The organism is Amycolatopsis sp. NPDC003865 (assembly GCF_053605345.1).
Window position 1 is genome coordinate 178292 of record NZ_JBSGJA010000009.1, and the last position, 23206, is coordinate 201497.

Below are 23206 nucleotides of genomic sequence, written 5' to 3' on the forward strand. Positions count from 1 at the left end.
CGGTGGGTAAAAGCCGACCAGCTGTGGACAACTGCTGCCCAGTCTACCCCAACCTGTGGACCAACTACAGCGGTGTAACTACTACATATAGCGGGCGAGCGTAGAACGCGGCGAGGGTGTGCGCAAGCGACGCGGCCGGTGCCGGACCCGCCCGGGTGAGGGCCGGGTGGCGCTTTCCACGGGGGTGGCGCGGCGGCACCGAGGGGCTGCGGGGTGGTCGCCCTGGTCGGAGCCGGGTTGGTCTGTTCGGGTGGCGCGGCGGGGCGCTCTCGCCGGGGGTCCGGACCGGGTGGACGGATCGGCGGTTTCACCGGAGCGGGTGATCTCGTGGACGGTGTTCGCGGCGCTCGACGGGGACAGGACGGCTCGGAACCACCATCCCGGCGGCGGGCCCGGCGCACCACTCGCGCCCGGCAATCACCCCGGCGACGGGCCGGCACACACTCGCCGCCCGGCAACCGTCCCAGCGGCCAACCGGCGCACCACTCGCGCACGGCACCCATCCCAGCGGCCAACCGGCACACACTCACGCCCGGCAACCATCCTGGCGACAGGCCAGCGCAGCACTCACGCCCGCAACCACCCCAGCGGCCAAGCGGCGCACCACTCGCGCACGGCACCCATCCCAGCGGCCAACCGGCACACACTCACGCCCGGCACCCATCCCAGCGGCGAAGCAGCGCACCACTCACGCACGGCAGCCATCGCAGCAACGGCCGAGCACCCGGCTCGGCCGGAGCCATCACCTCGACCGCTCACCCCCGCCCGGGAGCGAGCGGGTGGTCACGGCGCCGAAACCGGGACCGTCAGCGGCAGGCCAGGCACCAGCACGGCATCGTCCAGCCGGTTCAGCTCCTTGATCCGGGCCACGACCGCGCCCGGGTCGCTGTCCGGCGCGAACCTCGCCGCCAGTGAGGAGAGCGTGTCGCCCTGGCCCACCGACACCGTGGCCGTCTGCGCCGGGACCGGCGCGCTCGCCGTGCCGCCGCCGACCAGCCCCAGACCCGTCACCACCAGGCAGCTCGCCACCGCCAGCGCCGCCAGCCACGGCCAGCGCACCGGGACCCGGCGGGGCGCCGCGCAGGGTGCGCCCGCCGGGCGGCGGCCCGCCACGACCCGTGCGCGTGTCGGCGGGCGCTGGACCTCGCCGCGGCGGCCGCGCAGCACGCGGACGGGACGGGGCTGTGCCGGGACCGGGGTCGCCGGGCGGGCGTGCCCGCGTTCGGCCAGAATGGACATCCGAACCTCCTCGAAACCCTGTGTCCGCCCGTTTCCGGGGCCGGTGCCGGCCCGTGGATCAAGGTCGAACAAGCGTTCTATCGAACGCCCGTGCGAAGGTCTACCACCTACCACCGACAAAATCGAGCGGACACGGCGTGTCGATCGAACAGATGTTTGAAATCGTCGTGCCCGGGGGCTAACGTCGGTGACCAGGGCATCTGCCGGGCAGATGCCGCCGGCGAGGCTGCCCGCACCCGGCGGGTGGCGGCCGGCGCGCGATACGTGCAGCGAACGTCTGGGAGGCGACGCAGTGGCGAAGGAGAACAAGGCGGGCAGGACCAGTGGGTCCCCCGGGGGCAGCGTGCACCCCATGCCCGAGGTGTACGACGTGGACGAGACCCTCACCGTCCGCCAGCAGCAGGTCCTCGACGTGATCCGCTCCTGGGTGAGCCGGTTCGGCTACCCGCCGAGCGTCCGCGAGATCGGCGAGGCCGTGGGGCTGACGTCGACGTCGTCGGTGTCGCACCAGCTGCGTGCCCTGCAGCGCAAGGGATACCTGCGCCGGGACGCGAACCGGCCCCGCGCGGTGGGCGTGCTCTCGGCGACCGACGACAACCCCATGGGCATCGAGATGGACCAGCAGCCGGTCATGCCGAAGGCGGCGTACGTGCCGCTGGTCGGCCGGATCGCCGCCGGTGGCCCGGTGCTGGCCGAGCAGGCCATCGAGGACGTGTTCCCGCTGCCGCGGGAGATCGTCGGCGAGGGCGAGCTGTTCCTGCTGAAGGTCACGGGTGACTCGATGGTCGACGCGGCCATCACCGACGGCGACTGGGTCGTGGTCCGCCAGCAGCCGGACGCGGACAACGGCGAGATCGTCGCGGCGATGATCGACGGCGAGGCCACGGTCAAGACGTTCAAGCGCAAGGGCGGCCACATCTGGCTGATGCCGCACAACGAGGCGTACGAGCCGATCCCCGGCGACGACGCCACGGTGCTCGGCAAGGTCGTGGCGGTGCTGCGCCGGTTGTGAGAGGTGCTCCCGGGTTTTCGCACGGCCCGGGAGGTTCACCGGATCGGATGATCTTCGGCTGTGGGGAGCCGGGATCGGGAAGCGAGCCCGGCCGCGACGCGGGGATGGACAGGAAGCCCGGCCCTGTCCGCCACCGCGCCGGCCGAGGTTTCCTTCGCGCGGTGCGCAGGACTGCGCGGCCCGACGGCCGCGCCCCGCACCGCGCGAAGGACGATCCCTGGTGGACACCAGACGGCGCGAGCGGCCCCAAGGCGGACCGCGCTCAGCCCCTCCGGCGGCGCAGCCTGCTGAACCCGAACCAGCCCAGCCCCACCACCGCCACCGCGATCCCCGCCGCCGGCAGCACCGGCACTCCCCCACCGTCCGAACCGGACTCACCGCCCGCGCTCGAAGCCGGCTTCGTGTCCGAAGAAGGCGCAGGCGCCGAGGCGGCCGCCCCACGCACCGCACGGATCGGCTCGCCCACCCCTTCGCTCCCCGACAGCAGCGTCCCGTCGGGGTCGAACGCGATCGCCTCGCCCTGCTTCTCCCCCGGCAACGGGATCCGGACCGGTGTCCGCTGCAACGCGGCCAGCACGTCGCCGTCGGGCGCCGAATACAGATAAGCGTCCGTGTAGGTCCGCAACGCCACGACAGTTCCGTCGGCCGAAGACGCGCCGCCCGTCACCAGCACCGAACCGATCGACCCGACCGGGCCGCCCTGGGTGTCCGTCGTCGCGATCTTCACCGTGCCGACCTTCTCCAGGTTCGTCGGCCCCGGGCTGCCCAACGGCCCCTGCGGCCGGTACACCTTCGCCTCGCCCAGGATGTCCTTGGTGATCAGGTACGGCGTCCCCGCCTTGTCCATGATCAGCGCTTCGGTGTCGTGCTGCCCGTCCGGGTAGGTGAGCCGGTGCAGCGTCAGCTTGCCCGCCGGGCTCAGCTCCAGCAGAGCGACCGTCAGCCGCCCCTTCTTGTTGTCGCCCGTGTCCGACAGCCACAGCGTGCCGTCCGGGGTCCGGGCCAGGTCCTCGACGTCGAAGGGGTCTGTGCGATCCGTCAGGACCTTCTGGACCTTGCAGTCGCGCCCGAGCACGAACACCTGGACCTTGCTGCCGCCGTCGTTGATCGCGTAGAGCTTCGAACCGTCCGACACCAGGCCGGACAGCTCGCCGATGCGCGGATCCTTCATCGTGCACAACGGCTGGGGCGCCTCGGCGGCCGACGCGGGCACCGCCGCGCCCAGCACGGCCATGAAGACGAGAACGACCACCCAGCGCACCCAGCCACCTCCGTAGTGTGCGGACTCCCTGTCCGCACACTACGGAGACGTGTCAGGCCCTGGTCGAGTTGGTCTCGTACTCGCGCAAAGCCGCCGCGAGGTCCGGGCGGACCCGCACCAGCAGGCGCGTGCCGTCCTCGGCGTGCTCCTCCTCGAGCACCTCGCCGTCCGCGTGCGCCCGCGCGACCAGCTCGCCGCGCGAGTAGGGCACCAGGACGTCGACCGTGACCTCCGGCCGCGGCAGGCGGTCGGCGATCACGTCGACGAGCTCCGCGATACCCGCCCCGGTCCGCGCCGACACCGGCACCGAGCCGGCCAGCGCGTGCCGCAGCCGGGCGAGGCTGACCTCGTCGGACGCGTCGATCTTGTTGATCACCAGCAGCTCCGGCGGGAGCGGTTCCTTGCGCTTGCGGGTGATCTCGCCGAGCACCTCGCGCACGGCGCTGACCTGCTCCTCCGGCGCCGGGTCGGACCCGTCCACCACGTGCAGCAGCAGGTCCGCGTCCGCGGCCTCCTCTAGCGTCGAGCGGAACGCGTCCACCAGCTGGTGCGGCAGGTGCCGCACGAACCCGACGGTGTCGGTCAGCGTGTAGCCGCGGCCGTCCGCGGTCTGCGCGCGCCGCGTGGTCGGGTCGAGGGTGGCGAACAGCGCGTCCTCCACCAGCACCCCGGCCCCGGTCAGCGCGTTGAGCAGGCTCGACTTGCCGGCGTTGGTGTAGCCGACGATCGCCACGCTGGGCACCTCGTTGGCCAGCCGCCGCCCGCGCTTGGTCTCGCGGATGGTGTCCATGGCGGCGATCTCGCGACGCAGCTTCGCCACGCGCTTGTTGATCCGCCGCCGGTCGGTCTCGAGCTTCGTCTCACCGGGACCACGCAGGCCGACGCCGCCGTTCGCGCCGCCGGCACGCCCACCGGCCTGCCGGGACAGCGACGCACCCCACCCGCGCAGCCGCGGGATCAGGTACTGCAGCTGGGCCAGCTCGACCTGCGCCTTGCCCTCCTTGGACCGGGCGTGCTGGGCGAAGATGTCGAGGATCAGGGCGGTCCGGTCGATGACCTTGACCTTGACCTTCTCCTCGAGCTGCCGCAGCTGGCCCGGCGAGAGCTCGCCGTCGCAGATCACCGTGTCGGCGCCGGTGGCGGAGACGATGTCCCGCAGCTCCTTCACCTTGCCCGAACCGATGTAGGTGGCCGGGTCCGGCTTCGGACGCCGCTGGATGAGTCCTTCGAGGACCTCCGAGCCCGCTGTCTCGGCCAGGCGCGCCAGCTCGGCCAGCGACGCCTCGGACTGCAGGGCCGTGCCCTCGGTCCACACGCCGACCAGCACGACGCGTTCCAGCCGCAGTTGCCGGTACTCGACCTCGGTGACGTCCTCGAGCTCCGTGGACAGTCCCGCGACGCGCCTCAGTGAAGCGCGGTCCTCGAGCTCCATCTCGCCGGTCGAGGGGTCGTACAGCTCGTCGTCGTGGTCTTCGGTGTGTGTCAGTTCTGTCATCGTGCCTCCATGTTCCCACGTTTCGCCGCGGGAACCGAACTTTTACGTGCTGGGATAGGTGGCGAGGTAGATCGCGGTGCGTTCCGCGCCGGGACGGCGGGGACGCGAACGGAACTCCTCGAGCAGGGCGTTGAGCCGCGTTTCCAACTCCGCCCGTTCCTCGGGGGCCACCTGGACGACCAGGCGCGACTGGTGCACGCCCTCGAATCCGGTCTCGGCGATCTCGGCCAGATAGGCCTCGAGAACCGCCTGTTCCACGCCCTTGTCACCGCATGAGTCGAGTGTCCACGAAAGGCCCGTCGAAAGATACGGGATTTCCTTGGCGCCCCGGGCTCCGCGGCGCGGCGGCTGCGCGGCGAGGAAGCCGGTCTCGACGAGCTTGCGCACGTGGTGCAGCGTCGTCGCCGGGTCCCGGCCGAGCCGCTGCGCGAGCTCCTTGTTCGTCAGCGCCTCCGAGAAGGTCAACCGGATGATGCGCAGCCGTATTCCGGAGGCCAGCGCGGCGGCCTCGGCTTCGGTCGCGGGACGTCGTTTCTCGGGGCGCACGCGGGACAGCTTAGGACGAACAGTGATTGACAGTTTCCAATCACTCCGGCCAGACTCGGGAGCCATGCACAGGGGGTCGCTCTTCCGCCACGCCGACTTCAGGCGGCTCTTCGCCGGTGACACGGCCAGCCAGTTCGGCGTGTTCATCGGGAACACCGCCGTCCCGCTGCTGGCCGCGGTGACACTGGCCGCGACGCCGTTCGAGATGGGCCTGCTCACCGCGGCCGAGACGCTCGCGTTCCTGCTGATCGGGCTGCCCGCGGGCGTGTGGGTCGACCGGATGCGCCGCCGCCGGGTCATGCTCACCGCCGACTTCGCCAGGGCGGCGCTGCTGCTGAGCGTGCCGGTCGCCTGGTGGGCGGGGGTGCTGACGCTCGCCCAGCTGCTCGTCGTCGTGTTATTCGTCGGCATCGCGACGGTGTTCTTCGACATCGCCTACCAGTCGTACCTGCCCTCGCTCGTCGGCCGGGAGCACCTCCTCGAGGGCAACGCCAAGCTGCAGGCCGTCCAGTCGACCGCGCAGATCGCCGGGCCGAGCGCGGCCGGCGTACTGGTCCAGCTGGTGACCGCGGCGAACACCGTGCTGGTCACCGGCCTCGGCTTCCTCACCTCGGCGCTGTGCCTGGCGCGGATCCGCGCGGCGGAGCCCGCGCCGCGGCGCGACGGCCACGCCCGGCTCCTCCCGCAGATCGCCGAGGGCCTGCGGTTCGTCTTCTCCGACAAGCCGTTGCGGGCGATCGTGGGCACCACGGCGACGGCCAACTTCTTCAACGGCGCGTTCGTCGCGGTGCAAGTGCTGTTCCTGACGCGGACCGTCGGGCTGCCGCCGGCCGCGGTGGGCGCGCTCATGGCCGTCGGCGGCGCCGGCGGCATCCTCGGCGCGGTCTGCTCCGGCGCGGTCACCCGCCGGGTCGGCCAGTCCCGGGCGATCTGGCTGGTCCCGCTGGTCACCGCGCCCGGCTACCTGCTGGTCCCGCTCGCCGCGCCGGACTGGCGGCTCGGGCTCTCCGGGTTCGGGCTCGTCTTCAGCGGGTTCGGGATCATCATCTACAACATCGCGCAGGTCTCCTACCGGCAGGCGATCTGCCCGGACCGGCTGCTCGGCCGGATGAACGCGAGCGTGCGGTTCGTCGTCTGGGGCACCATCCCGCTCGGCGGCCTGCTCGGTGGCGCGCTCGGCGAGGGACTCGGGCTGCGCGGCGCGATCTGGGTCGCCGCCGCCGGCGAGGCCGCCGCGGTCCTGTGGGTCGTGTGCTCGCCGTTGCGGCACATGCGCGACCTGCCGACCGAAGCGAAAAGCGGTTCTCCCGCCGCCTAGAGTTGCTTCATGAGTACCCCACACGAGCGCCCACGAGTCCCGGACAAGGTCGGTGTCGACGGTCTGGAGGCCAAGTGGGTACCCGTATGGGAATCCACGGGTGCCTACCGCTTCGACCGGACGAAGACCCGGGAAGAGATCTATTCGATCGACACTCCCCCGCCGACGGTCAGCGGGTCGCTGCACATCGGGCACGTCTTTTCCTTCACCCACACCGACGTCCTCGCGCGGTTCAAGCGGATGCGCGGGCTCGAGGTGTTCTACCCGATGGGGTGGGACGACAACGGCCTGCCGACCGAACGCCGCGTGCAGAACCACTTCGGCGTCCGCTGCGAGCCGTCGCTGCCCTACGACCCGGACTTCCGCGCCCCGGAGAAGCCGGGCAAGGACGTCGTCGCGATCTCGCGGCGCAACTTCATCGAGCTGTGCGAGTCGCTGACCGAGACCGACGAGCAGGTCTTCGAGCACCTGTGGCGGCAGGTCGGGCTCTCGGTCGACTGGACGCTGACCTACCAGACGATCGGGCACGAGTCGCGGCTGATCTCGCAGCGCGCGTTCCTGCGCAACCTCGACCGCGGCGAGGCGTACCAGGCCGAAGCGCCGACGCTCTGGGACGTGTCGTTCCGCACCGCCGTCGCCCAGGCCGAGCTGGAGGACCGCGAACGCCCTGGCGCCTTCCACGACCTCGCGTTCACCGGCCCGGACGGCGCCGACGTCGTGATCGCGACGACCCGGCCGGAGCTGCTTCCGGCGTGCGTCGCGCTGGTGGCGCACCCCGACGACGAGCGCTTCGAGCCGCTCTTCGGCAAGACCGTGCGGACGCCGGTGTTCGGCGTCGAGGTGCCCGTGGTGGCGCACCACCTGGCGGACCCGGAAAAGGGCCGCGGCATCGCGATGGTGTGCACCTTCGGCGACACCACCGACGTCACGTGGTGGCGCGAGCTGCGCCTGGCGACGCGGGTGGTGCTGGGCCGCGACGGCCGGTTCCTGCCCGACGCGCCGCCGGGCGTGCCCGCGGAGGCGTACGCGCCGCTGGTGGGCAAGACCGTCCACACGGGACGGGAAATCCTGGTGCGGCTGCTGCGCGAGGCCGGTGCCCTGCGGGGTGAGCCGCGGCCGATCACGCACTCGGTGAAGTTCTACGAAAAGGGCGACAAGCCGCTGGAGATCGTCGCCAGCAGGCAGTGGTACCTGCGCAACGGCGGCAACGACTCCGCGTTCCGGGAGAAGATGCTGGCCCGCGGCGAAGAGCTGAACTGGGTGCCCAGGCACATGAAGGTGCGCTATTCGTCGTGGGTGGAGAACCTGGCCGGCGACTGGCTGATCAGCCGCCAGCGCTTCTTCGGCGTGCCGATCCCGCTGTGGTACCGCCTCGACGAACACGGCGAGCCCGACTACGACGCGCGCTTGCTGCCGGACACCCTGCCGGTCGACCCGAGCAGCGACGTCCCGCCCGGGTTCACCGAGGACCAGCGCGGCGTTCCGGGCGGCTTCGTGGCCGATCCGGACGTGATGGACACGTGGGCGACGTCGTCGCTGACGCCGCAGATCGTCGGCCGGTGGAGCCTCGACGACGACCTCTTCGCGCGCGTGTTCCCGATGGACCTGCGGCCGCAGGCGCACGAGATCATCCGCACCTGGCTGTTCTCGACGGCGGTGCGCGCGGAGCTGGAGCACGGTGTGCTGCCGTGGCGGGCGGCGTCGATCGCGGGCTGGGTGCTCGACCCCGACCGCAAGAAGATGTCGAAGTCCAAGGGCAACGTGACGACTCCGGTGGACATGCTCGAGCGCTTCGGTTCGGACGCGGTGCGGTACTGGGCGGCGAGCGCGCGTCCCGGCGTCGACACGGCGGTGGACGAGGGCCAGATGAAGGTCGGCCGCAGGCTGGCGACGAAGCTGCTCAACGCGAGCCGGTTCGTGCTGGGCCTCGGCGTGCCCGCTCCGGACGCGGTCGCCACCGAGCCGTTGGACCGGGCCCTGCTGGCGTCGCTGGCCGTCGTCGTCGAGCAGGCGACCGCGGCGCTGGAGGCTCTCGACTACGCCCGGGCGCTGCAGGTGACGGAGACGTTTTTCTGGACGTTCTGCGACGACTACGTCGAGCTGGTGAAGGGCCGCGCGTACGGCGACCTGGGTTCCGCGGCCGCCTCGTCGGCGCAGGCGGCGCTGGTGACGGCGTTGTCGGCGGTGCTGCGGCTGTTCGCGCCGTTCCTGCCGTTCGCGACCGAGGAGGTCTGGTCGTGGTGGCAGGAGGGCTCGGTGCACCGGGCGCCGTGGCCCGTCGCCACGGCCGTCGAAGGCGACCCGGAACTGCTTACGTTGGCGGGCGAGGTCATCGCGGCGGTGCGGCGGGCGAAGACGGACGCGAAGGTGTCGATGCGGACGGCCGTGGAAATGCTGACCGTGACCGGACCGGCCGAGGTACTGGTCCGGTTCGCGGCCATCGAGCCGGACATCCGCGTCGCCGGGGCGATCGCGGACGTCGAAACCCGCGAAGGCGACTTCGCGATCGAAGCGAAGATCGGCGGCTGACCCGGTGGGCCCGGCGGAATTCCTGCCGCGGAAACGGGAATTCCGCCGGGCCGGACCGTTAATCTCTCGCCATGAGTACGGATGCGCCGGGCGGGCAGCGTCCCGCGGCGACCGGAGACGAGTTCGCGTTCGCCGCCGCTGACCTGCTGCGACCGTTCCGGCCCCTGGTCCAACCGGCTGCGGCCGAGGTGTCCCCCGAGCCCGCGCGGCAGCTGGCGGACTCCATCGGACGCGCGATCGACGGGTTCTGGCCCTGGGTCGAACGCACGGCCAGGGCCTCGGGCAAGCGGGTCGACGAGCTCCACCGGCGGGCCGCTCCGCCGAACTGGGTCGCCGACGGCAAAGCCGACGTCGACTACTTCGCGGCCGTCCGGCTCTCGCTGGCGCACGGCGTTCCCCTGGCGTGGGTGCCCGACCCGGAAACCGTCAAGCTGCTCCTGGCCGCGCACGACGACGAGGCGGTCTCGGTCCACGACGTTCTCGTCGACCGGTGCGAGCCGATCCTCGACCACTGCGACAGCCGCCTGGACGAGCTGGACCGGGTCCCCGCGGCGGCACCGTCGGTCCGGGTCGCCCGGGAAGCGGTCCAGGCACTTCGCCTCGATCTTCCGTCACCGGCTCAGTCCGCGGCCGCGAACCTCGTCGACGAGCTCGTCCGCACCGCGTTCACGATCGTCTACGGCGATCGGCACAGCCACGCCCCGGCGCTGAGCCGCGTCCAGACGTTGTCGGAACGCGCCCGCAGCGCGGGGTTGTCCTTCTTCGCTTCGCTCGGCATCTTGCGCGAACTGGCCACCGTGATGCCCTTGCTGAACGCCATGACACCGTGGTCGCCGGGGAGCGGCACGCCCGCCCCGACGAGTTTCAGCCGGCACGTGACCAGCCACCACATCACCGCGCCGGGCCAGGTCACGCGCACCAACGCGCTCGTGGCGGTGCTGACGGCCGTTTCCCTGCTCTGCCAGGAGCACGACTCGCACTGGCACACCTGGAAGATCCTGAACGCCCTCGAAACCGGCTGACGCCGTCAGGAACCGGCGGCGGCCCACCAGGCTTCGTCGATCTCGCCGCGCGCCACGATCTCCGCCGGGCCCGACAGCGTCGAGCCGCCCCGGGACACCGTCACCGACACCCGCCCGCCCGGGATGTCCACTGTGGACGCTCCGGTGTCCGTGCCCGCGAGGTGGAACGCCGCCGCCACCGCGGCGACCGTGCCCGTTCCGCACGCCCGGGTCTCCCCCACCCCGCGCTCGTGGACGCGCATCCGCAGCGCGCCCTCGCCGAGGCGGTTGACGAACTCGAGGTTGACCCCGTGCGGGAAGACGTCGTGGTCGAAGTCGGGCTGGTCGCGCAGGTCCAGGTCCGCCACGTCCTCGTCGATCAGCGACACCAGGTGCGGGTTGCCCACGTTCACCGCGACGCCCGAGAACGGCCGGCCGGCCACCACCGTCACCGACGTGCCGGTGATCGTCGCCGGGCCCATCTGGACCGTCACCGAGCGGTCCGGGTGCACCACGAGCGGGCGGTCGCCCGCGCGCGTGCCGATGACGAACTCGCCCGCGGTCTCCAGGCCGGCGTCGACCAGGTAGCGGGCGAACACGCGGGTGCCGTTGCCGCACATCTCGGCGATCGACCCGTCGGCGTTGCGGTAGTCCATGAACCACTCGCCCGCGGACGGCTCGTCGATCGCCGCGGCGCGGACCACCCGCAGCACTCCGTCGGCGCCGAGGCCGCGGTGGCGGTCGCACAGCGCGGCGACCCGGGCTTCGGTCAGCTCGAGGCGGCCCGCCGGGTCGGGGAGCAGCACGAAGTCGTTCTGCGTGCCGTGCCCCTTGAGGAACTCGATTCCGCCCATGGGGGCAGATTACCGGCCCAGGGTATCCAGGACGCGCGCGGCCAGCCCCGGCTCGGCGCCGTCGAACCAGTGGATCCGCTGGTCGCGCCGGAACCAGGAGCGTTGCTTCCGGACGAAGCGCCGCGTCGCCTGCGCCGTCGCCTCGGCGGCCGCCTCGAAGTCGCCGTCGCCGTCCAGTTCGGCGAGCACCTGCTGGTAGCCGAGCGCCCGCGACGCCGTCTTCCCGTCGCGCAGCCCGCGCTTCTCCAGCTCTCGCACTTCGTCGACCAAGCCGGCCTCGAACATCCGCCGGACGCGCTCGTTCACGCGGTCGTCGAGCTCCTCGGGCGCGCGGTCGACGCCGAGCACGACCGTGCCGTAGCGGGCGGGCCCCGGCTTGGGCAGGTTGGCCGAGAACGGCTCGCCGGTGATCTCGATGACCTCCAGCGCACGCACGATCCGGCGCGTGTTCGTCGGCAGGATCGCGGCCGCGGCGGCCGGGTCGCGTTCACCCAGCCGGGTGTACAACGCGGGCGTGCCGAGCTGCTCGGCTTCCGCGTCGAGCCGGGCCCGGACGACCGGGTCGGTGCCGGGGAACCGCAGGTCGTCGAGCACCGCCTGGACGTAGAGGCCGGACCCGCCGGCCAGCACCGGCACCCGGCCGGCGGCCAGGAGCCGCTCGATCTCGGCGCGCGCGTGCCGCTGGTAGGCCGCGACGGACGCCGTCTCGGTCACGTCCAGGACGTCGAGCAGGTGGTGCGGGACGCCGCGGCGCTCGGCCTCGGTGGCCTTCGCGGTGCCGATGTCCATGCCCCGGTAGAGCTGCAGGGCGTCGGCGTTGACGACTTCCCCGCCCAGTTCCAGCGCCAGCTCGACGGCGAGCGCGGTCTTGCCGGTGGCCGTCGGCCCGACCACCGCGAGCGGGACGACGGGGCTGTTCACGGCGGCTGACGATACCGGCGGGCCGATCGAGAGCGTCCACCGGAAGTAGGATCACGAGCTTCGAGTGGCTCATCCGGTACCACGATGCGCGCTGAGCTGCTTGAATGCCGACTGGAGGCCGTAGCATCCGAGCACGGCCCGTGACGACCGCATTACCCGGCCCCGCTTCCGCGGCGGGGCGCCCGCGCGAGCGGGCGTACAGGCGATAAGGAGCCTGCGATGGCCCAGGAGAACACTTCCACCGGTACCCCGGCCCCGCACCCGGTGCCGCACGCGCTGCACGCCGGGCACGCCGCCCCGCCCGTGCCGCCCGCCGAACCCACCCCGTCGACCTGGGGCCGGATCGACGACGAGGGCACCGTCTACGTCATCACCGCCGAGGGGGAACGCGCCGTCGGCGTCTGGCAGGCAGGCAGCCCCGACGAAGGTCTCGTGCACTACGCCCGCCGCTTCGACGACGTGCGCACCGAGGTCGAGCTGCTGGAGACCCGGCTGGGGTCCGGTGCCGGCGACCCGAAGCACGCGTTGTCGAGCGCCACCCAGATCCGCGACGGGCTGGCCGAGGCCGCGCTGGTCGGCGACCTGGCCGCGCTCGCCGCGCGGCTGGAGTACGTCATCGGGCACGCCGAGAAGGCGCTGGCCAGCGCGAAGGCGGAGCGCGAAGAGGCACGCGCGGCCGCCGTCGCCCGCAAGCAGGAGCTGGCCGAAGAGGCCGAGAAGATCGCCGCCGACTCCACCCAGTGGAAGGCGGCGGGCGACCGGCTGCGCGCGATCCTCGACGAGTGGAAGACGGTCAAGGGCGTCGACCGCAAGACCGACGACGAGCTGTGGAAGCGGTTCTCCAAGGCCCGGGAGGCGTTCAACCGCCGCCGCGGGTCGCACTTCGCCGAGCTGGACAAGCAGCGCGCGTCGGCCAAGCAGCGCAAGGAAGAGCTCATCGCCGAGGCCGAGGCCATCAGCGAGTCCGAGGACTGGGGCGAGACCGCCGGCCGCTACAAGGACCTGATGACCGAGTGGAAGGCCGCCGGGCGCGCGCCCAAGGACAGCGACGAGGCGCTGTGGCAGCGGTTCCGCGCGGCGCAGGACAAGTTCTTCGCCCGCCGGTCCGCGGTGTTCTCCGAGCGCGACGCCGAGTTCACGCAGAACGCGGCCCGCAAGGAAGAGCTCCTGATCGAGGCCGAGAAGATCGACGCGGCGGCCAACCTGGAGGCGGCGAAGAGCGCGCTGCGCAAGATCCAGGAGCAGTGGGACGAGATCGGCAAGGTCCCGCGCGAGCGCATCCGCGAGCTGGACGGCCGGCTGAAGGCGGTCCAGGACGCCGTGAAGTCGGCGGAGGACACCCGCTGGCGCCGCACGGACCCGGAGGCGCAGGCCCGGGCCGCGCAGTTCCGGGAGCGGGTGGAGCAGTTCGAGTCGCAGGCCGCGAAGGCGCGTGCCGCCGGGGACGAGCGCCGGGCCAAGAAGGCCGAGGAGCAGGCCGCCCAGTGGCGGGAGTGGCTGCAGGCCGCCGAGGCGGCGGTCGCCGACCGCTGAGGTTTCGGGCCGGCTTGTCCACATCACGGTGGTGTTGTGGACAAGCCGGCCGCTCGGCCGCGTTTCCCCTTTTTTCGTCGGTCGGCGCCGATACGCTGGAAGCGGGGCCGGCCCCCCAGGGAGGGCGGGGGCTCCGGCAAGGTCGAAGCGCTCTTTTGCTGGTGTTTCACCGGCCCGAACGGCAGGCTGACGGCCGGATCTGCACCCTCATCCAGACCTTCCCCGCCGCCCCGATCCGAAGCCGGAACACGGCCGGTGGTGTCGGGTTGCCGGAACCCTGCCAGGGAGGGCGGGGTCGTGGCGGCCCTCGGGTAATCGGACGGTTAACGGGTCACCCGAAGCGGTCCCGTCGCCACCACGACCGGGGGTTTCGGGGAGCTCTCCGCGGCTGCCGGTGCTCCACTTCGATCATGACCAGGACACTTCTCAGCGCCAGAAGGACCCTCTCCGCGCTGGCGATCGGCATCGCTGTCGCCGGGCTCGCCCCGGCTCTCGCCGCCCCGGCCGTCGCCGCGCCGGTCGCCGCCTCCGCCGAGGCCGGCAAGGGCAAGGTGAAGCTCGACGGCAAGCTCGGCAAGGACCACGTCAAGGTCAACGAAAAAGTCGACCTCAAGGGCAACCTCAAGGTGCTCGACGCGGCCCGCACCGACGGCACCCAGACGCTCGAAACCGTCATCGTGCAGCAGCTGCAGGCGGGTGTCTGGGTCAACCTCGCCGACACGACCTGCCGGCCGAACGGGGGCTTCACGTTCAGCCTCAGCTTCAGCCTGAGCGCCACGGTCTCGCTGCGGCTCTACCACCCCGAAACGACGCTGTACGCCGCCGCGTACTCGTCGAGCACGCTCACCCTCCGGGTGGGCTGAGTCCTCAGGAGCGCGAGAACGCGGTGCGCATCCACTGCACCGCGAGGCAGATCATCGCGATCCAGGCGATGATCAGGCCGTAGCCGGGTCCGCCGCCCGCGGCTCCGCTGGCGTGCGACGACTGCTGCGACCAGATGGCCAGCAGCCCGTCCACCGAAGCGAACCAGCCGCCGGCGGCGCACACCCAGGCCAGCCACCACCGGCGCGTCACCAGCGCCAGCGCCGAGGCGAGGATGCCGACGCCGGTCGACGTCGCCGCGAACAGCTGCGGGATGCCGCCGCCCTCGCCGGCCAGCACCTGCCAGCCCGCCTTGTCGCCGACCCACGGCAGGATCAGGCAGATCAGCAGCACGAACGTGAACACGGCGATCGTGAACCCGCGCCGGCCGAGCTCGACCGTGCGCGAGGCGCGGTTGCCCACCTCGTCGATCTCGGCGGCCAGCTCGGCCAGCTCGCCGTTGCCCTTGGACTCCGTCACAGCGCACACCCGCTCACCGGCTCGGGCTGAGCGGCCGGGGCACCGAAGCCCGGCAGTCCCAGCGTGACGCCGCTCGTCTTCGGCTTCAGCCCGGCCTCCGCGTTGTCGCCGGCCCGCGTCCGCCGGTGGGACAGCAGGTCGCCGTCGGCCACCAGGTGGTGCGGCGCGCCGTAGGTGACGACCGTCTCGACGACGTCGCCCGGGCGCACCGCGCGGTCGACGTGGGCGCCGGTCGGCGTGAAGTGCACCAGCCTGCCGTCGCGGGCGCGGCCGCTCATCCGGTTCGTCTCGGCGTCCTTGCGGCCCTCGCCCTCGGCGACGAGCAGCTCGACCCGGCGGTCGACGATCTTCTTGTTCTCTTCCCAGGAGATGGCGTTCTGCAGCTCGACCAGGCGTTCGTAGCGTTCCTGGACGACCTCCTTGGGCAGCTGGTCCGCCATCGTCGCGGCGGGCGTCCCGGGGCGCTTCGAGTACTGGAAGGTGAAGGCGCTGGAGAAGCGGGCCTGCTCGACGACGTCCAGCGTGGCCTGGAAGTCCTCCTCGGTCTCCCCGGGGAACCCGACGATGATGTCGGTGGTGATGGCCGCGTCCGGCATCGCCGCGCGCACCTCGTCGAGGATCTTCAGGAAGCGCGCCGACCGGTAGGACCGCTTCATTTCGCGCAGCACCCGGTCCGACCCGGACTGCAGCGGCATGTGCAGCTGGTGGCAGACGTTCGGCGTCTCGGCCATCGCCTCGATGACGTCGGAGGTGAACGCGGCCGGGTGCGGCGAGGTGAAGCGCACGCGCTCCAGGCCGTCGATGGCACCGGTCGCGCGCAGCAGCTTGCCGAAGGCGAGCCGGTCGCCGAACTCGACGCCGTAGGAGTTCACGTTCTGGCCGAGCAGCGTGACTTCGAGCACGCCCTCGGCGACGAGCGCCTCGACCTCGCTGAGGATCTCGCCGGGCCGCCGGTCGCGCTCCTTGCCGCGCAGGGCGGGCACGATGCAGAAAGTGCAGGTGTTGTTGCACCCGACGGAAACGGACACCCAGCTCGCGTAGGACGACTCGCGCTTCGCGGGCAGCGTCGAGGGGAAGGTCTCGAGGGACTCGAGGATCTCGACCTCGGCCTCGGCGTTGTGCCGCGCGCGTTCGAGCAGCGTCGGCAGCGACCCGATGTTGTGCGTCCCGAAGACGACGTCGACCCAGGGAGCCCGCTTGACGATCTCCCCGCGGTCCTTCTGCGCGAGACACCCGCCGACGGCGATCTGCAGACCGGGGTTGGCGACCTTGTCCGGGCGCAGGTGGCCCAGGGTGCCGTAGAGCTTGTTGTCGGCGTTCTCCCGCACGGCGCAGGTGTTGAACACGATCAGATCGGGCTTGGCCCCGTGGTCGACGGGGACGTACCCGGCGTCTTCGAGCTGCCCGGCGAGGCGCTCGGAGTCGTGTACGTTCATCTGGCAGCCGAAGGTGCGGATCTGGTACGCCCTGGGTGCCTGTGTCTCGGTCATCGCAGTCCAGGGTAACCCCCGCCTCACCAGGCAAAGCCGCCGCCCGCTGAGCCGGTCGTGCATGCCCGGCAAACGACTCACCGGCAGCCGGCCCTGTCAGCGGCCGCATACCCGCGGAGGACAACCCGACCCGATCGCTATCGCCGATGGTGGCTCCGGAGGGTACGCAACCGGATACAGCGAGAGTGACAGGGTGCCAACCTGGCGCTTCGGAGCTCAGGCCGGTGTCGGCTCCAAGGTGGTATAGCCCGTTACCTGTGCCGGCACGTGCAGCTCTCCCGTGGCCGCGCCGGACAAGATCAGCGAACTGGTCAGCGTCCGCGCGAACTCGCGGATCACGCGGCGGGGCGTCACGCCGGTCCGGCTCAGGTACGCGCGATGGGTGCCGATCCGGCTCATCGTCGTCCGGTCGGCGTCTCCGATGCCGAAGGCGATCATCCGCGGACGCGCCGGCCAGCTCTCGTCCACGAGTCTCGCGTGTGCGGCGGGCCAGTCCGCGTGATCGGTCGGCTGTCCGTCGGACAGGAAGAACACGGCAGGTCGGTACACCGAGCACGATTCGGTCTGAAGCCGCTCGACATCGCGCTCGATCGTTGTGCGGAGAGTGGTGAACACCGCCTTGAAATTGGTCTCCGCTCCGCCTCTGAGCCGCGGCTTGTCGACTCTTTCCGGTCTCCAGGAGAGGGGGGCGACGACGCGGGCTTCACGAGAGAAGCCGATCATCCCCAACCGCGCCCGACCGGCCAGAGCCGGATCCGTGCGGACGACCCGGTACACGTCGTCGAGACAGTCGTTCAGCAGGTCCAGATGATCTGCCATCGAGTAGGACTCGTCGCAGACCACGTAGAAGGGCAGGACTCGATCGGGCATCGGGTTCTCCAGGGGTCGGGGAAGGCGGTGGTTCGCCGTGATCGCGGGACTCGCTCGCCGCTACGCAGGACCGCACCTCGCAGTACCCGCGGACTCTTCGGAAAGTCTCACATCCCGGCTTGGACGAGGCATGGACCGCTCATGGACTTCGAACGCCGGTTCAGGACACGAAAGGACGGAAAGTTGACGAAAAGTGGACCGCCACCCCAACGTGTTTTCGCGCCCCGCAGGGATCGGTTTCACTGAGAGTGTCGTGACACCGCGTCGGAGGAGGCGGCATGGAAGTACTCCTGTTGGGTCCGTTCGAACTGCGAACGAACGGCCATCCCGTCGAGCTCGGTGACCTGCAGCAGCGGTACATCCTCGCCGTCCTCGTCCTGCACGCGAACCGGCCGGTATCGGCCGAGCGGCTCACCGAGATCGTCTGGAACGGAGTGGACAAGCCGAAGACGAATCTGGTGCCCGGCTACGTCGCGCGCCTGCGGAAGATCCTCGAAAGATCCGAGCCGGCCGATCGCCCGGTGATCGAACGCGTCGCTACGGGATACATCCTTCGGATCGCGCCCGAGCGGATCGATCTCGTTCGCTTCCTCACCCTTCGCGACCGGGCGCAGAACTGCTCCGATCGCGCGCAGCGGCTCGCCTTGCTGCGCGAGGCCGCCGGGCTGTGGCACGGCCGATACCTGGAGGACCTCGACCGCGAACGCGTCGGCTCGACCGATCTGTTTTCCCCCGAAGAGGCGTACTTCGATGTCCTGGGGGACCTCTCCGAGCTGGAACTAGCCGAGGGGAACCACCGGTGGGTCCGCGACCGGCTGCGGCAAGTGGTGAGCGCCGAACCGACGCGGCATCGGCTCGCCGGACTGCTGGTGCGAGCGTTGGTCGCCAACGGCGACCGCGTGCAGGCCATGAACGTCTACCACGACACGCGGACGGCGCTGAACGACTACGGCATGGACGTGCCGATCGAGCTGCGGCGGCTGGCGAAGCTGGCTCAGCTGACCGGCCGGCGTGTGCTGCTGCCCGGCCGACCTCCCCGCTTCGGGGGCCGAGGGGACGAACTGGCGACGATCGAGTCGCGGATACTCGTCGCGGCCGCCGCTCAGCGATCGGCGACGCTGTGGATCAGCGGGATGCCGGGGATCGGCAAGACCGCTCTCGCCGTTCAGGCGGCCTACCTTCTGCGGGAACGCTTTCCCGACGGCCAGGTGCTGATTCAGCTCGACGGCTTCACCCCGGGCGTCGCGCCGGTGACGACCGAGGACGCTCTGGCCAGTCTTCTGACGGCGCTCGGAATGCCACCGGAACAGCACCCACCGACGATCAGCCAGCGCATCGCCTGTTACCAGGCCGCATTGGCGGGAACGCGCACGCTCGTCGTACTGGACAACGCAGCGGGCGAAGAGCAGACGCAGCAGCTCCTGCCGGCCGAACCCGGATGTGCCGCGCTGATCACCAGCAGGCGAACCGGAGGTGTGGACATCGCCGACGAAATCCAGCTGGGGCCGCTGCGTCCGGAAGCGGCCATCGAGCTGTTCCACGGGCTGATCGGCGTCGATCGGGTCCGGAGTGAGCCGGCGCTCGTCGACAGCCTCGTGGCACGGTGCGGATACGTCCCCCTCCCCATCAAGATGCTGGCCGCACAGTTGCGGTTGCACAGCTCATGGTCGCTCGCCGACCTGACAGCGCTGGTCGACGAGTCGGGACCGTGGCGGGACGCACCCGGGTTGGCCGGGCGAGCCGCCGGCGCCTGCGCGGTGTCCTACGGACAGCTCGACGAGCTCGAACGACGGCTGTTCCGCCTGTTCGGGCGATTGCCGGGGCACGACTTGACCGTGCCCGCCGCGGCCGCGCTCGTGGGGACCGGCCTCTCGCAGGCACAAGAACTGCTGGACGGCCTGCTGGGTGCGAGCCTGCTGGAGGAGCCCGTGCAGGGGCGGTACCGGATCCTCGATCCGCTCAAGGAATACGCGGGCGGCCTCCACACGCCGGCGAACGCGGACACCGACCGGCTCGAACCCCTTCTCGACTTCTACCTGGTCTCGACCGCCAACGCGATGCGTGCCGCCTACCCGTTTGACCAGGACCGGCAGCCCGCCATCCGCCGTGACTGTGCTTCCGCGGTGCGCTTCGGCGACAACCGGACGGCCCTGACCTGGTTGTCGCAAGAACGACTGAACCTGCTCGCGGCGATCAGGTACGCGGCGCGGCACGACCACCTCGAGCACACCTGGCAGCTGGCCGTGCTCTTGTGGCGCTACTACTACGCGGGCGGGCTCCTCGAGGAATGGACCGAGACGCTCGAGCTCGCCCGGAAGGTCCTCGAGACCGAGCCGGCGAGCCGGCCGGGACTCGCCTACGTCCTGCTGCGGCTGGCCGGTGCCCATCGGACAGCCGGCCGGGCCGCGCCCTCGCTCGAATTGGCCACCGAAGCCTTGCGGCTCTCGACCGAACTGGGCGAGGAGCTCGGCCAGGCCGGCGCGCTGTGCGCCATCGCGACCGTGCACGCGGACCGGGGCGACAACGCTTCGGCGATCACTCACTACGAGTCTGCGCTGACGAAGTACGAGCACATCGGGAACCTCCGCGGACAAGCCCACGTGCTCAGCAACATCGGGCAGCTCCACGAGCTGCGGGGCGATCTCGAGCTCGCCGAGGTACGGCTGATCGCGGCCGCGGCCCTGCTGCGCAGGCTGGACCACACCCAAGGCCTCGCCCATACCTTGGACAACCTGGGCGTGGTGCGGCGACGGCTGGGCCGCCACGCCGACGCACTGGCGAACCACGAAGAAGCCCGGGCGCTGGCCGAGGAGGTGGGCGACCGCAGCTGCCAGGCCTACGCGCTCAGCAACATCGGTGTGGTGCACCGCCTCGAACGACGGCTCGATGACGCCATCCGCCACCACGAACTCGCGCGTGCCGTGGCCGACACCGTCGCGGAGCCCGGCCTTCGCATCCAGCTCTACTTGGATCGGGCGGCGACCCAGCTGGTCCGCGGGGAGTGCGGCCAGAGCCTCACGTCCTGCCTCGCGGCACTGGACCTCGCCCGCGGAACCGGTGACCGGGGCAAGCAGGCTCACGCCCATCGCGGCGCCGCACGGGTGCTGCACCGGACCGGCGAACACGCCGCTGCCGCCGGGCACTGGCGCGCCGCGCTCGCGGCTTTCGACGGACTCGCGTGGGCGGAGGCGGACGAAGTTCGAGCCGAAGTGGCCGGGTACCGGTGCGGATGCACCGCGACGGGCTAGGTGGGCCGGACGCTGTCGACCTTCAGCGCGACAGCCAGTTCGGGCAGCAGCTCGCGCACCGCCCAGTGGTTGTGCCACCGTGCGAGCGTGCGCGAAAGCTGACGGAGATCGATCCGCACGGTGGCGGAGTCGACGTGCGCCGCGTTCGCGAGTACTTCGCGGGCGAGCGAGCAGGCGTGCTCGATCTCACCGTTGGCGGCGTGCGCCAACGCGCGACGCGCCCCGAAGCGGGCGCGGGCCCTCCGCGCGTCCGCGGCGATACCGGGCAGCTCCCGGTCCAAGATCTCCGCGGCTTCGGCGGGGCGGCCGAGGTCGTAGAGCGACCAGCCCTCGGCCAGCGCGACTTCGTCGACAACGCTGGCGGAACCGAGCACCGGGCCCGGCGCCGGGGACGGCGTACCTTCGGACAGATGCATCCTCGCGCGTTCCAGTGCGCGTAGGTAGTCGTCGGGAGCACCGGCCAGCGCGTGGCCCTGCGCTTCACACCGGGCCGCGAGTCCGAGGATCCGCGAACCGGCCGACCGATCCGCCTGAGCACGCAAAGCCAATTCGACAGTGCTGAGTGAATCCTGCTTGTACAGCGCGAGTTCCGCCTGCCGGACCAGCGCGTAACTGCCCAGGTGGCGATCCCCGCCGGAAGCCGCGAAGTCCACCGCCTTCGCGGTCCACCAGGCGGCGGCCCGGTCGTCTCCGGCTTCTTGGCTCATCCAGCCCGCGTACTCCGCGGCGCGCGAAGCGTGGATGAGCAATTCGTCGCGCACTTCGGGCGCGACCGCACCGCCCGCGAGGGCACGCACCGTGTGCACGTGGGCGACGACCTGTGGCAGAACGATGCCCGGACGGCTCGTGGTGCCAAGCCTGCGGTAGTGGTCGAACGCGCCGCGCAGACCTGCGATCGTCGTGGGGTCCACCACCGATCGGGCGCCGCCGGTCAGCGCGTATCCCACCGCGATACCGAATCCGGCGAGGACCTGCCGCCGCGGGAGGCGGTGGAATCCGGACGTCCCTTCGGCATCCATCACCATCACCCAAACTTCCTCGGTCGATCCGTCGTAGCCGGCTTCGGATTCGGCTTCGGTCTCGGGTCGAAGCTCCGGCCTCGCGGACATGATCATCGCGGCGAGCTTGCCACCCGTCTCGAGCGCGCTGTCACACCTTTTCGCGACATCGGCCGTCGGCGCGCTCAAACCGTTCTCGATCTTGCTGAGGTAGCTCTTGCTGTAATTGACCTTGCGGGCGAGCTTTTCCAGCGAAAGACCTCGCCCCTGTCGGAGTTCCCGCAAATCCCGTCCGAACGACTCGACCACGCCAACCTCCCCGTCTCGCGAGGTTCACCTTGCGGCAGTACAGCATCGTCGTCAAGCGAAGGCAATGCGTCAGACGGCTGCGCGGCTCTCCGCCGGAAACCCACGAGACGAGCCGGGCAGCCGTCCGCACCGTTCAGTCAATCCACGAATGCCCGTTGGGAGCGGCCGAGGGCGGCGAAGTGACGACCGGAGCCACGGGGGACCCGTCGTCCGCGAGCGGGGCAGCGACTCCGAACCCCGGAACGGCGAGCGCGGTCAGCGCGACCACCGCGGCAGCGGTCTTGACAAGGACACGAAACGACTGCGAAACAGACATGACAACTCCTCGGAATTGATTATCGGAGAGCGCGATCGCGCTTGTTCCGAGGATTCATCCGAGTGGTTCGGGTCTACAACGGGTTGCCTGTCCCCTGCGTTTCAGGAAACGGTCAACTCGCTCATCGCACACCCAGCGCGCGCACCATGAGCAAGGCGAACGAACTGCCGGCGTGGGGCATCAAGCCGTCGATGACCAGTGACAACGCCTCTTCGAAAGGCAGCAGGTACACCCGCAGGTCGGCTTCGCCGGGCTCCAGCCGGGCGGCCCCGCGGTCCAACCCCGTCGCCAGGAAGGCGTGGTCACGATGGTTGGTGAAGGAGTCCGCGCAGTTCACCGTGCCCAGATGACGCCAGCTCTCGGCGGAAATCCCGGTCTCCTCCCGCAGCTCCCTGGCGGCTGCGGCGCGCGGGTCGGAGTCGGCGGGGTCGATCCGGCCGGCAGGCAATCGCCACTGGGTCTCACCGTGGGTGTAGATCCATTGCCTCGTGACGGCCACGCGGCCGTCCTCCGCCAGCGCCACCGCCGTGACGGACCCACTGGAAACGACGTGGTCGTACCGGCCCGTAGAACCGTCAGGCCGTACGGCCGCATCCTTTCTGACATCGAACCACGGCGAAGAGAACACACTGGCGGAGTGCACCCGCGACCAGCTGCGCGGTTGGGACTCCGGGCCGTCGTCGATCACTTCCCGAGTCAATCACAACGTCTCGCCGAGCGATACACGTCCGATCCACGCCCGGTCCAACGACACCCCTCATCATCTTCGCAAACGGGTGAACGCCGTCTCCGCGTACCCGGTAGCGAGCCCGAGGACGGAGCCACCGACATGATCACCGCCTGCGGCACGAAGAGCCGAAGTACCGACTGGTGACGGTCATTCTTCACCGAAGTAACAGTTCCAAAACGCCGTAACGAGGATGCA

General features: G+C 70.9%; 18 protein-coding genes. 7 read left to right on the forward strand and 11 right to left on the reverse strand.

Translation table 11 applies throughout. From position 1 onward, the window contains the following. Window positions 1–783 precede the first annotated feature (783 nt). The gene (locus tag ACWEVP_RS22460) at window positions 784–1239 is read right to left on the reverse strand and encodes a LysM peptidoglycan-binding domain-containing protein (RefSeq protein ID WP_452064512.1); all 456 of its coding nucleotides are present in this window, start codon (window positions 1237–1239) and stop codon (window positions 784–786) included. Between the two features lie 352 nt (window positions 1240–1591). On the opposite strand from ACWEVP_RS22460, the gene lexA reads away from it, so the two are divergent. After that, the gene (gene lexA, locus ACWEVP_RS22465) at window positions 1592–2251 is read left to right on the forward strand and encodes a transcriptional repressor LexA (protein WP_051736098.1); all 660 of its coding nucleotides are present in this window, start codon (window positions 1592–1594) and stop codon (window positions 2249–2251) included. Window positions 2252–2513: 262 nt separating this feature from the next. Here the strand turns inward: lexA and ACWEVP_RS22470 are convergent, their stop codons facing one another. The 3 genes from ACWEVP_RS22470 to ACWEVP_RS22480 are packed head-to-tail and all read right to left on the reverse strand — an operon-like array spanning window position 2514 to window position 5553. Then, a complete protein-coding gene (locus ACWEVP_RS22470; RefSeq protein WP_452064513.1) occupies window positions 2514–3512 on the reverse strand; it encodes a hypothetical protein in 999 nt (332 codons plus the stop codon). Window positions 3513–3564: 52 nt separating this feature from the next. Next, window positions 3565–5007, reverse strand: coding sequence for a GTPase HflX (gene hflX, locus ACWEVP_RS22475; protein ID WP_452064514.1), 1443 nt, complete (start codon window positions 5005–5007; stop codon window positions 3565–3567). A gap of 42 nt (window positions 5008–5049) precedes the next feature. After that, on the reverse strand, window positions 5050–5553 hold the full coding sequence (locus tag ACWEVP_RS22480) for an ArsR/SmtB family transcription factor (RefSeq protein ID WP_452064515.1): 504 nt from the start codon (window positions 5551–5553) through the stop codon (window positions 5050–5052). Between the two features lie 64 nt (window positions 5554–5617). Between ACWEVP_RS22480 and ACWEVP_RS22485 the strand changes: the two genes are divergently transcribed. The 3 genes from ACWEVP_RS22485 (at window position 5618) to ACWEVP_RS22495 (ending at window position 10422) form a co-directional block, all read left to right on the forward strand. Further along, complete coding sequence (locus ACWEVP_RS22485; RefSeq protein ID WP_452064516.1) at window positions 5618–6871, forward strand: MFS transporter; 1254 nt, start codon at window positions 5618–5620, stop codon at window positions 6869–6871. Window positions 6872–6880: 9 nt separating this feature from the next. Beyond that, window positions 6881–9400 carry a valine--tRNA ligase gene (valS, locus tag ACWEVP_RS22490; protein ID WP_452064517.1) on the forward strand — a complete coding sequence of 840 codons (2520 nt, stop codon included), beginning with the start codon at window positions 6881–6883 and terminating at the stop codon, window positions 9398–9400. A 71-nt stretch (window positions 9401–9471) separates the two neighbouring features. Next, complete coding sequence (locus ACWEVP_RS22495) at window positions 9472–10422, forward strand: hypothetical protein (RefSeq protein WP_452064518.1); 951 nt, start codon at window positions 9472–9474, stop codon at window positions 10420–10422. Window positions 10423–10427: 5 nt separating this feature from the next. On the opposite strand, the gene dapF is transcribed toward ACWEVP_RS22495, so the two are convergent. Together dapF and miaA are read right to left on the reverse strand one after the other, a co-directional pair. After that, complete coding sequence (dapF, locus tag ACWEVP_RS22500; RefSeq protein ID WP_452064519.1) at window positions 10428–11255, reverse strand: diaminopimelate epimerase; 828 nt, start codon at window positions 11253–11255, stop codon at window positions 10428–10430. Between the two features lie 9 nt (window positions 11256–11264). After that, complete coding sequence (gene miaA, locus ACWEVP_RS22505) at window positions 11265–12176, reverse strand: tRNA (adenosine(37)-N6)-dimethylallyltransferase MiaA (protein WP_452064520.1); 912 nt, start codon at window positions 12174–12176, stop codon at window positions 11265–11267. Between the two features lie 219 nt (window positions 12177–12395). On the opposite strand from miaA, the gene ACWEVP_RS22510 reads away from it, so the two are divergent. Then, on the forward strand, window positions 12396–13709 hold the full coding sequence (locus tag ACWEVP_RS22510) for a DUF349 domain-containing protein (RefSeq protein WP_452064521.1): 1314 nt from the start codon (window positions 12396–12398) through the stop codon (window positions 13707–13709). Window positions 13710–14119: 410 nt separating this feature from the next. Beyond that, entirely contained in the window at window positions 14120–14572 is a 453-nt protein-coding gene (locus ACWEVP_RS22515; protein ID WP_452064522.1) for a hypothetical protein, read from the forward strand. Between the two features lie 4 nt (window positions 14573–14576). Here ACWEVP_RS22515 and ACWEVP_RS22520 read toward each other — a convergent pair whose 3' ends face one another. From ACWEVP_RS22520 to ACWEVP_RS22530, 3 genes are all read right to left on the reverse strand, one after another. Beyond that, window positions 14577–15050, reverse strand: a complete 474-nt coding sequence (locus ACWEVP_RS22520; RefSeq protein WP_452064523.1) for an Rv2732c family membrane protein — start codon at window positions 15048–15050, stop codon at window positions 14577–14579. Next, complete coding sequence (gene miaB, locus ACWEVP_RS22525) at window positions 15047–16540, reverse strand: tRNA (N6-isopentenyl adenosine(37)-C2)-methylthiotransferase MiaB (RefSeq protein ID WP_452064524.1); 1494 nt, start codon at window positions 16538–16540, stop codon at window positions 15047–15049. The genes ACWEVP_RS22520 and miaB overlap by 4 nt, the downstream gene beginning before the upstream one ends. A 216-nt stretch (window positions 16541–16756) precedes the next feature. Beyond that, window positions 16757–17410: a vWA domain-containing protein gene (locus ACWEVP_RS22530; protein WP_452064525.1), complete on the reverse strand. Its 654-nt coding sequence runs from the start codon at window positions 17408–17410 to the stop codon at window positions 16757–16759. A 278-nt stretch (window positions 17411–17688) separates the two neighbouring features. Here ACWEVP_RS22530 and ACWEVP_RS22535 point away from each other — a divergent pair, with 278 nt between their 5' ends. After that, complete coding sequence (locus tag ACWEVP_RS22535) at window positions 17689–20658, forward strand: tetratricopeptide repeat protein (protein ID WP_452064526.1); 2970 nt, start codon at window positions 17689–17691, stop codon at window positions 20656–20658. On the opposite strand, the gene ACWEVP_RS22540 is transcribed toward ACWEVP_RS22535, so the two are convergent. After that, the gene (locus ACWEVP_RS22540; protein ID WP_452064527.1) at window positions 20655–21965 is read right to left on the reverse strand and encodes a helix-turn-helix domain-containing protein; all 1311 of its coding nucleotides are present in this window, start codon (window positions 21963–21965) and stop codon (window positions 20655–20657) included. The genes ACWEVP_RS22535 and ACWEVP_RS22540 overlap by 4 nt on opposite strands. Window positions 21966–22402: 437 nt before the next feature. Beyond that, a complete protein-coding gene (locus ACWEVP_RS22545; RefSeq protein WP_452064528.1) occupies window positions 22403–22969 on the reverse strand; it encodes an NUDIX domain-containing protein in 567 nt (188 codons plus the stop codon). Between the last annotated feature and the right edge of the window lie 237 nt (window positions 22970–23206).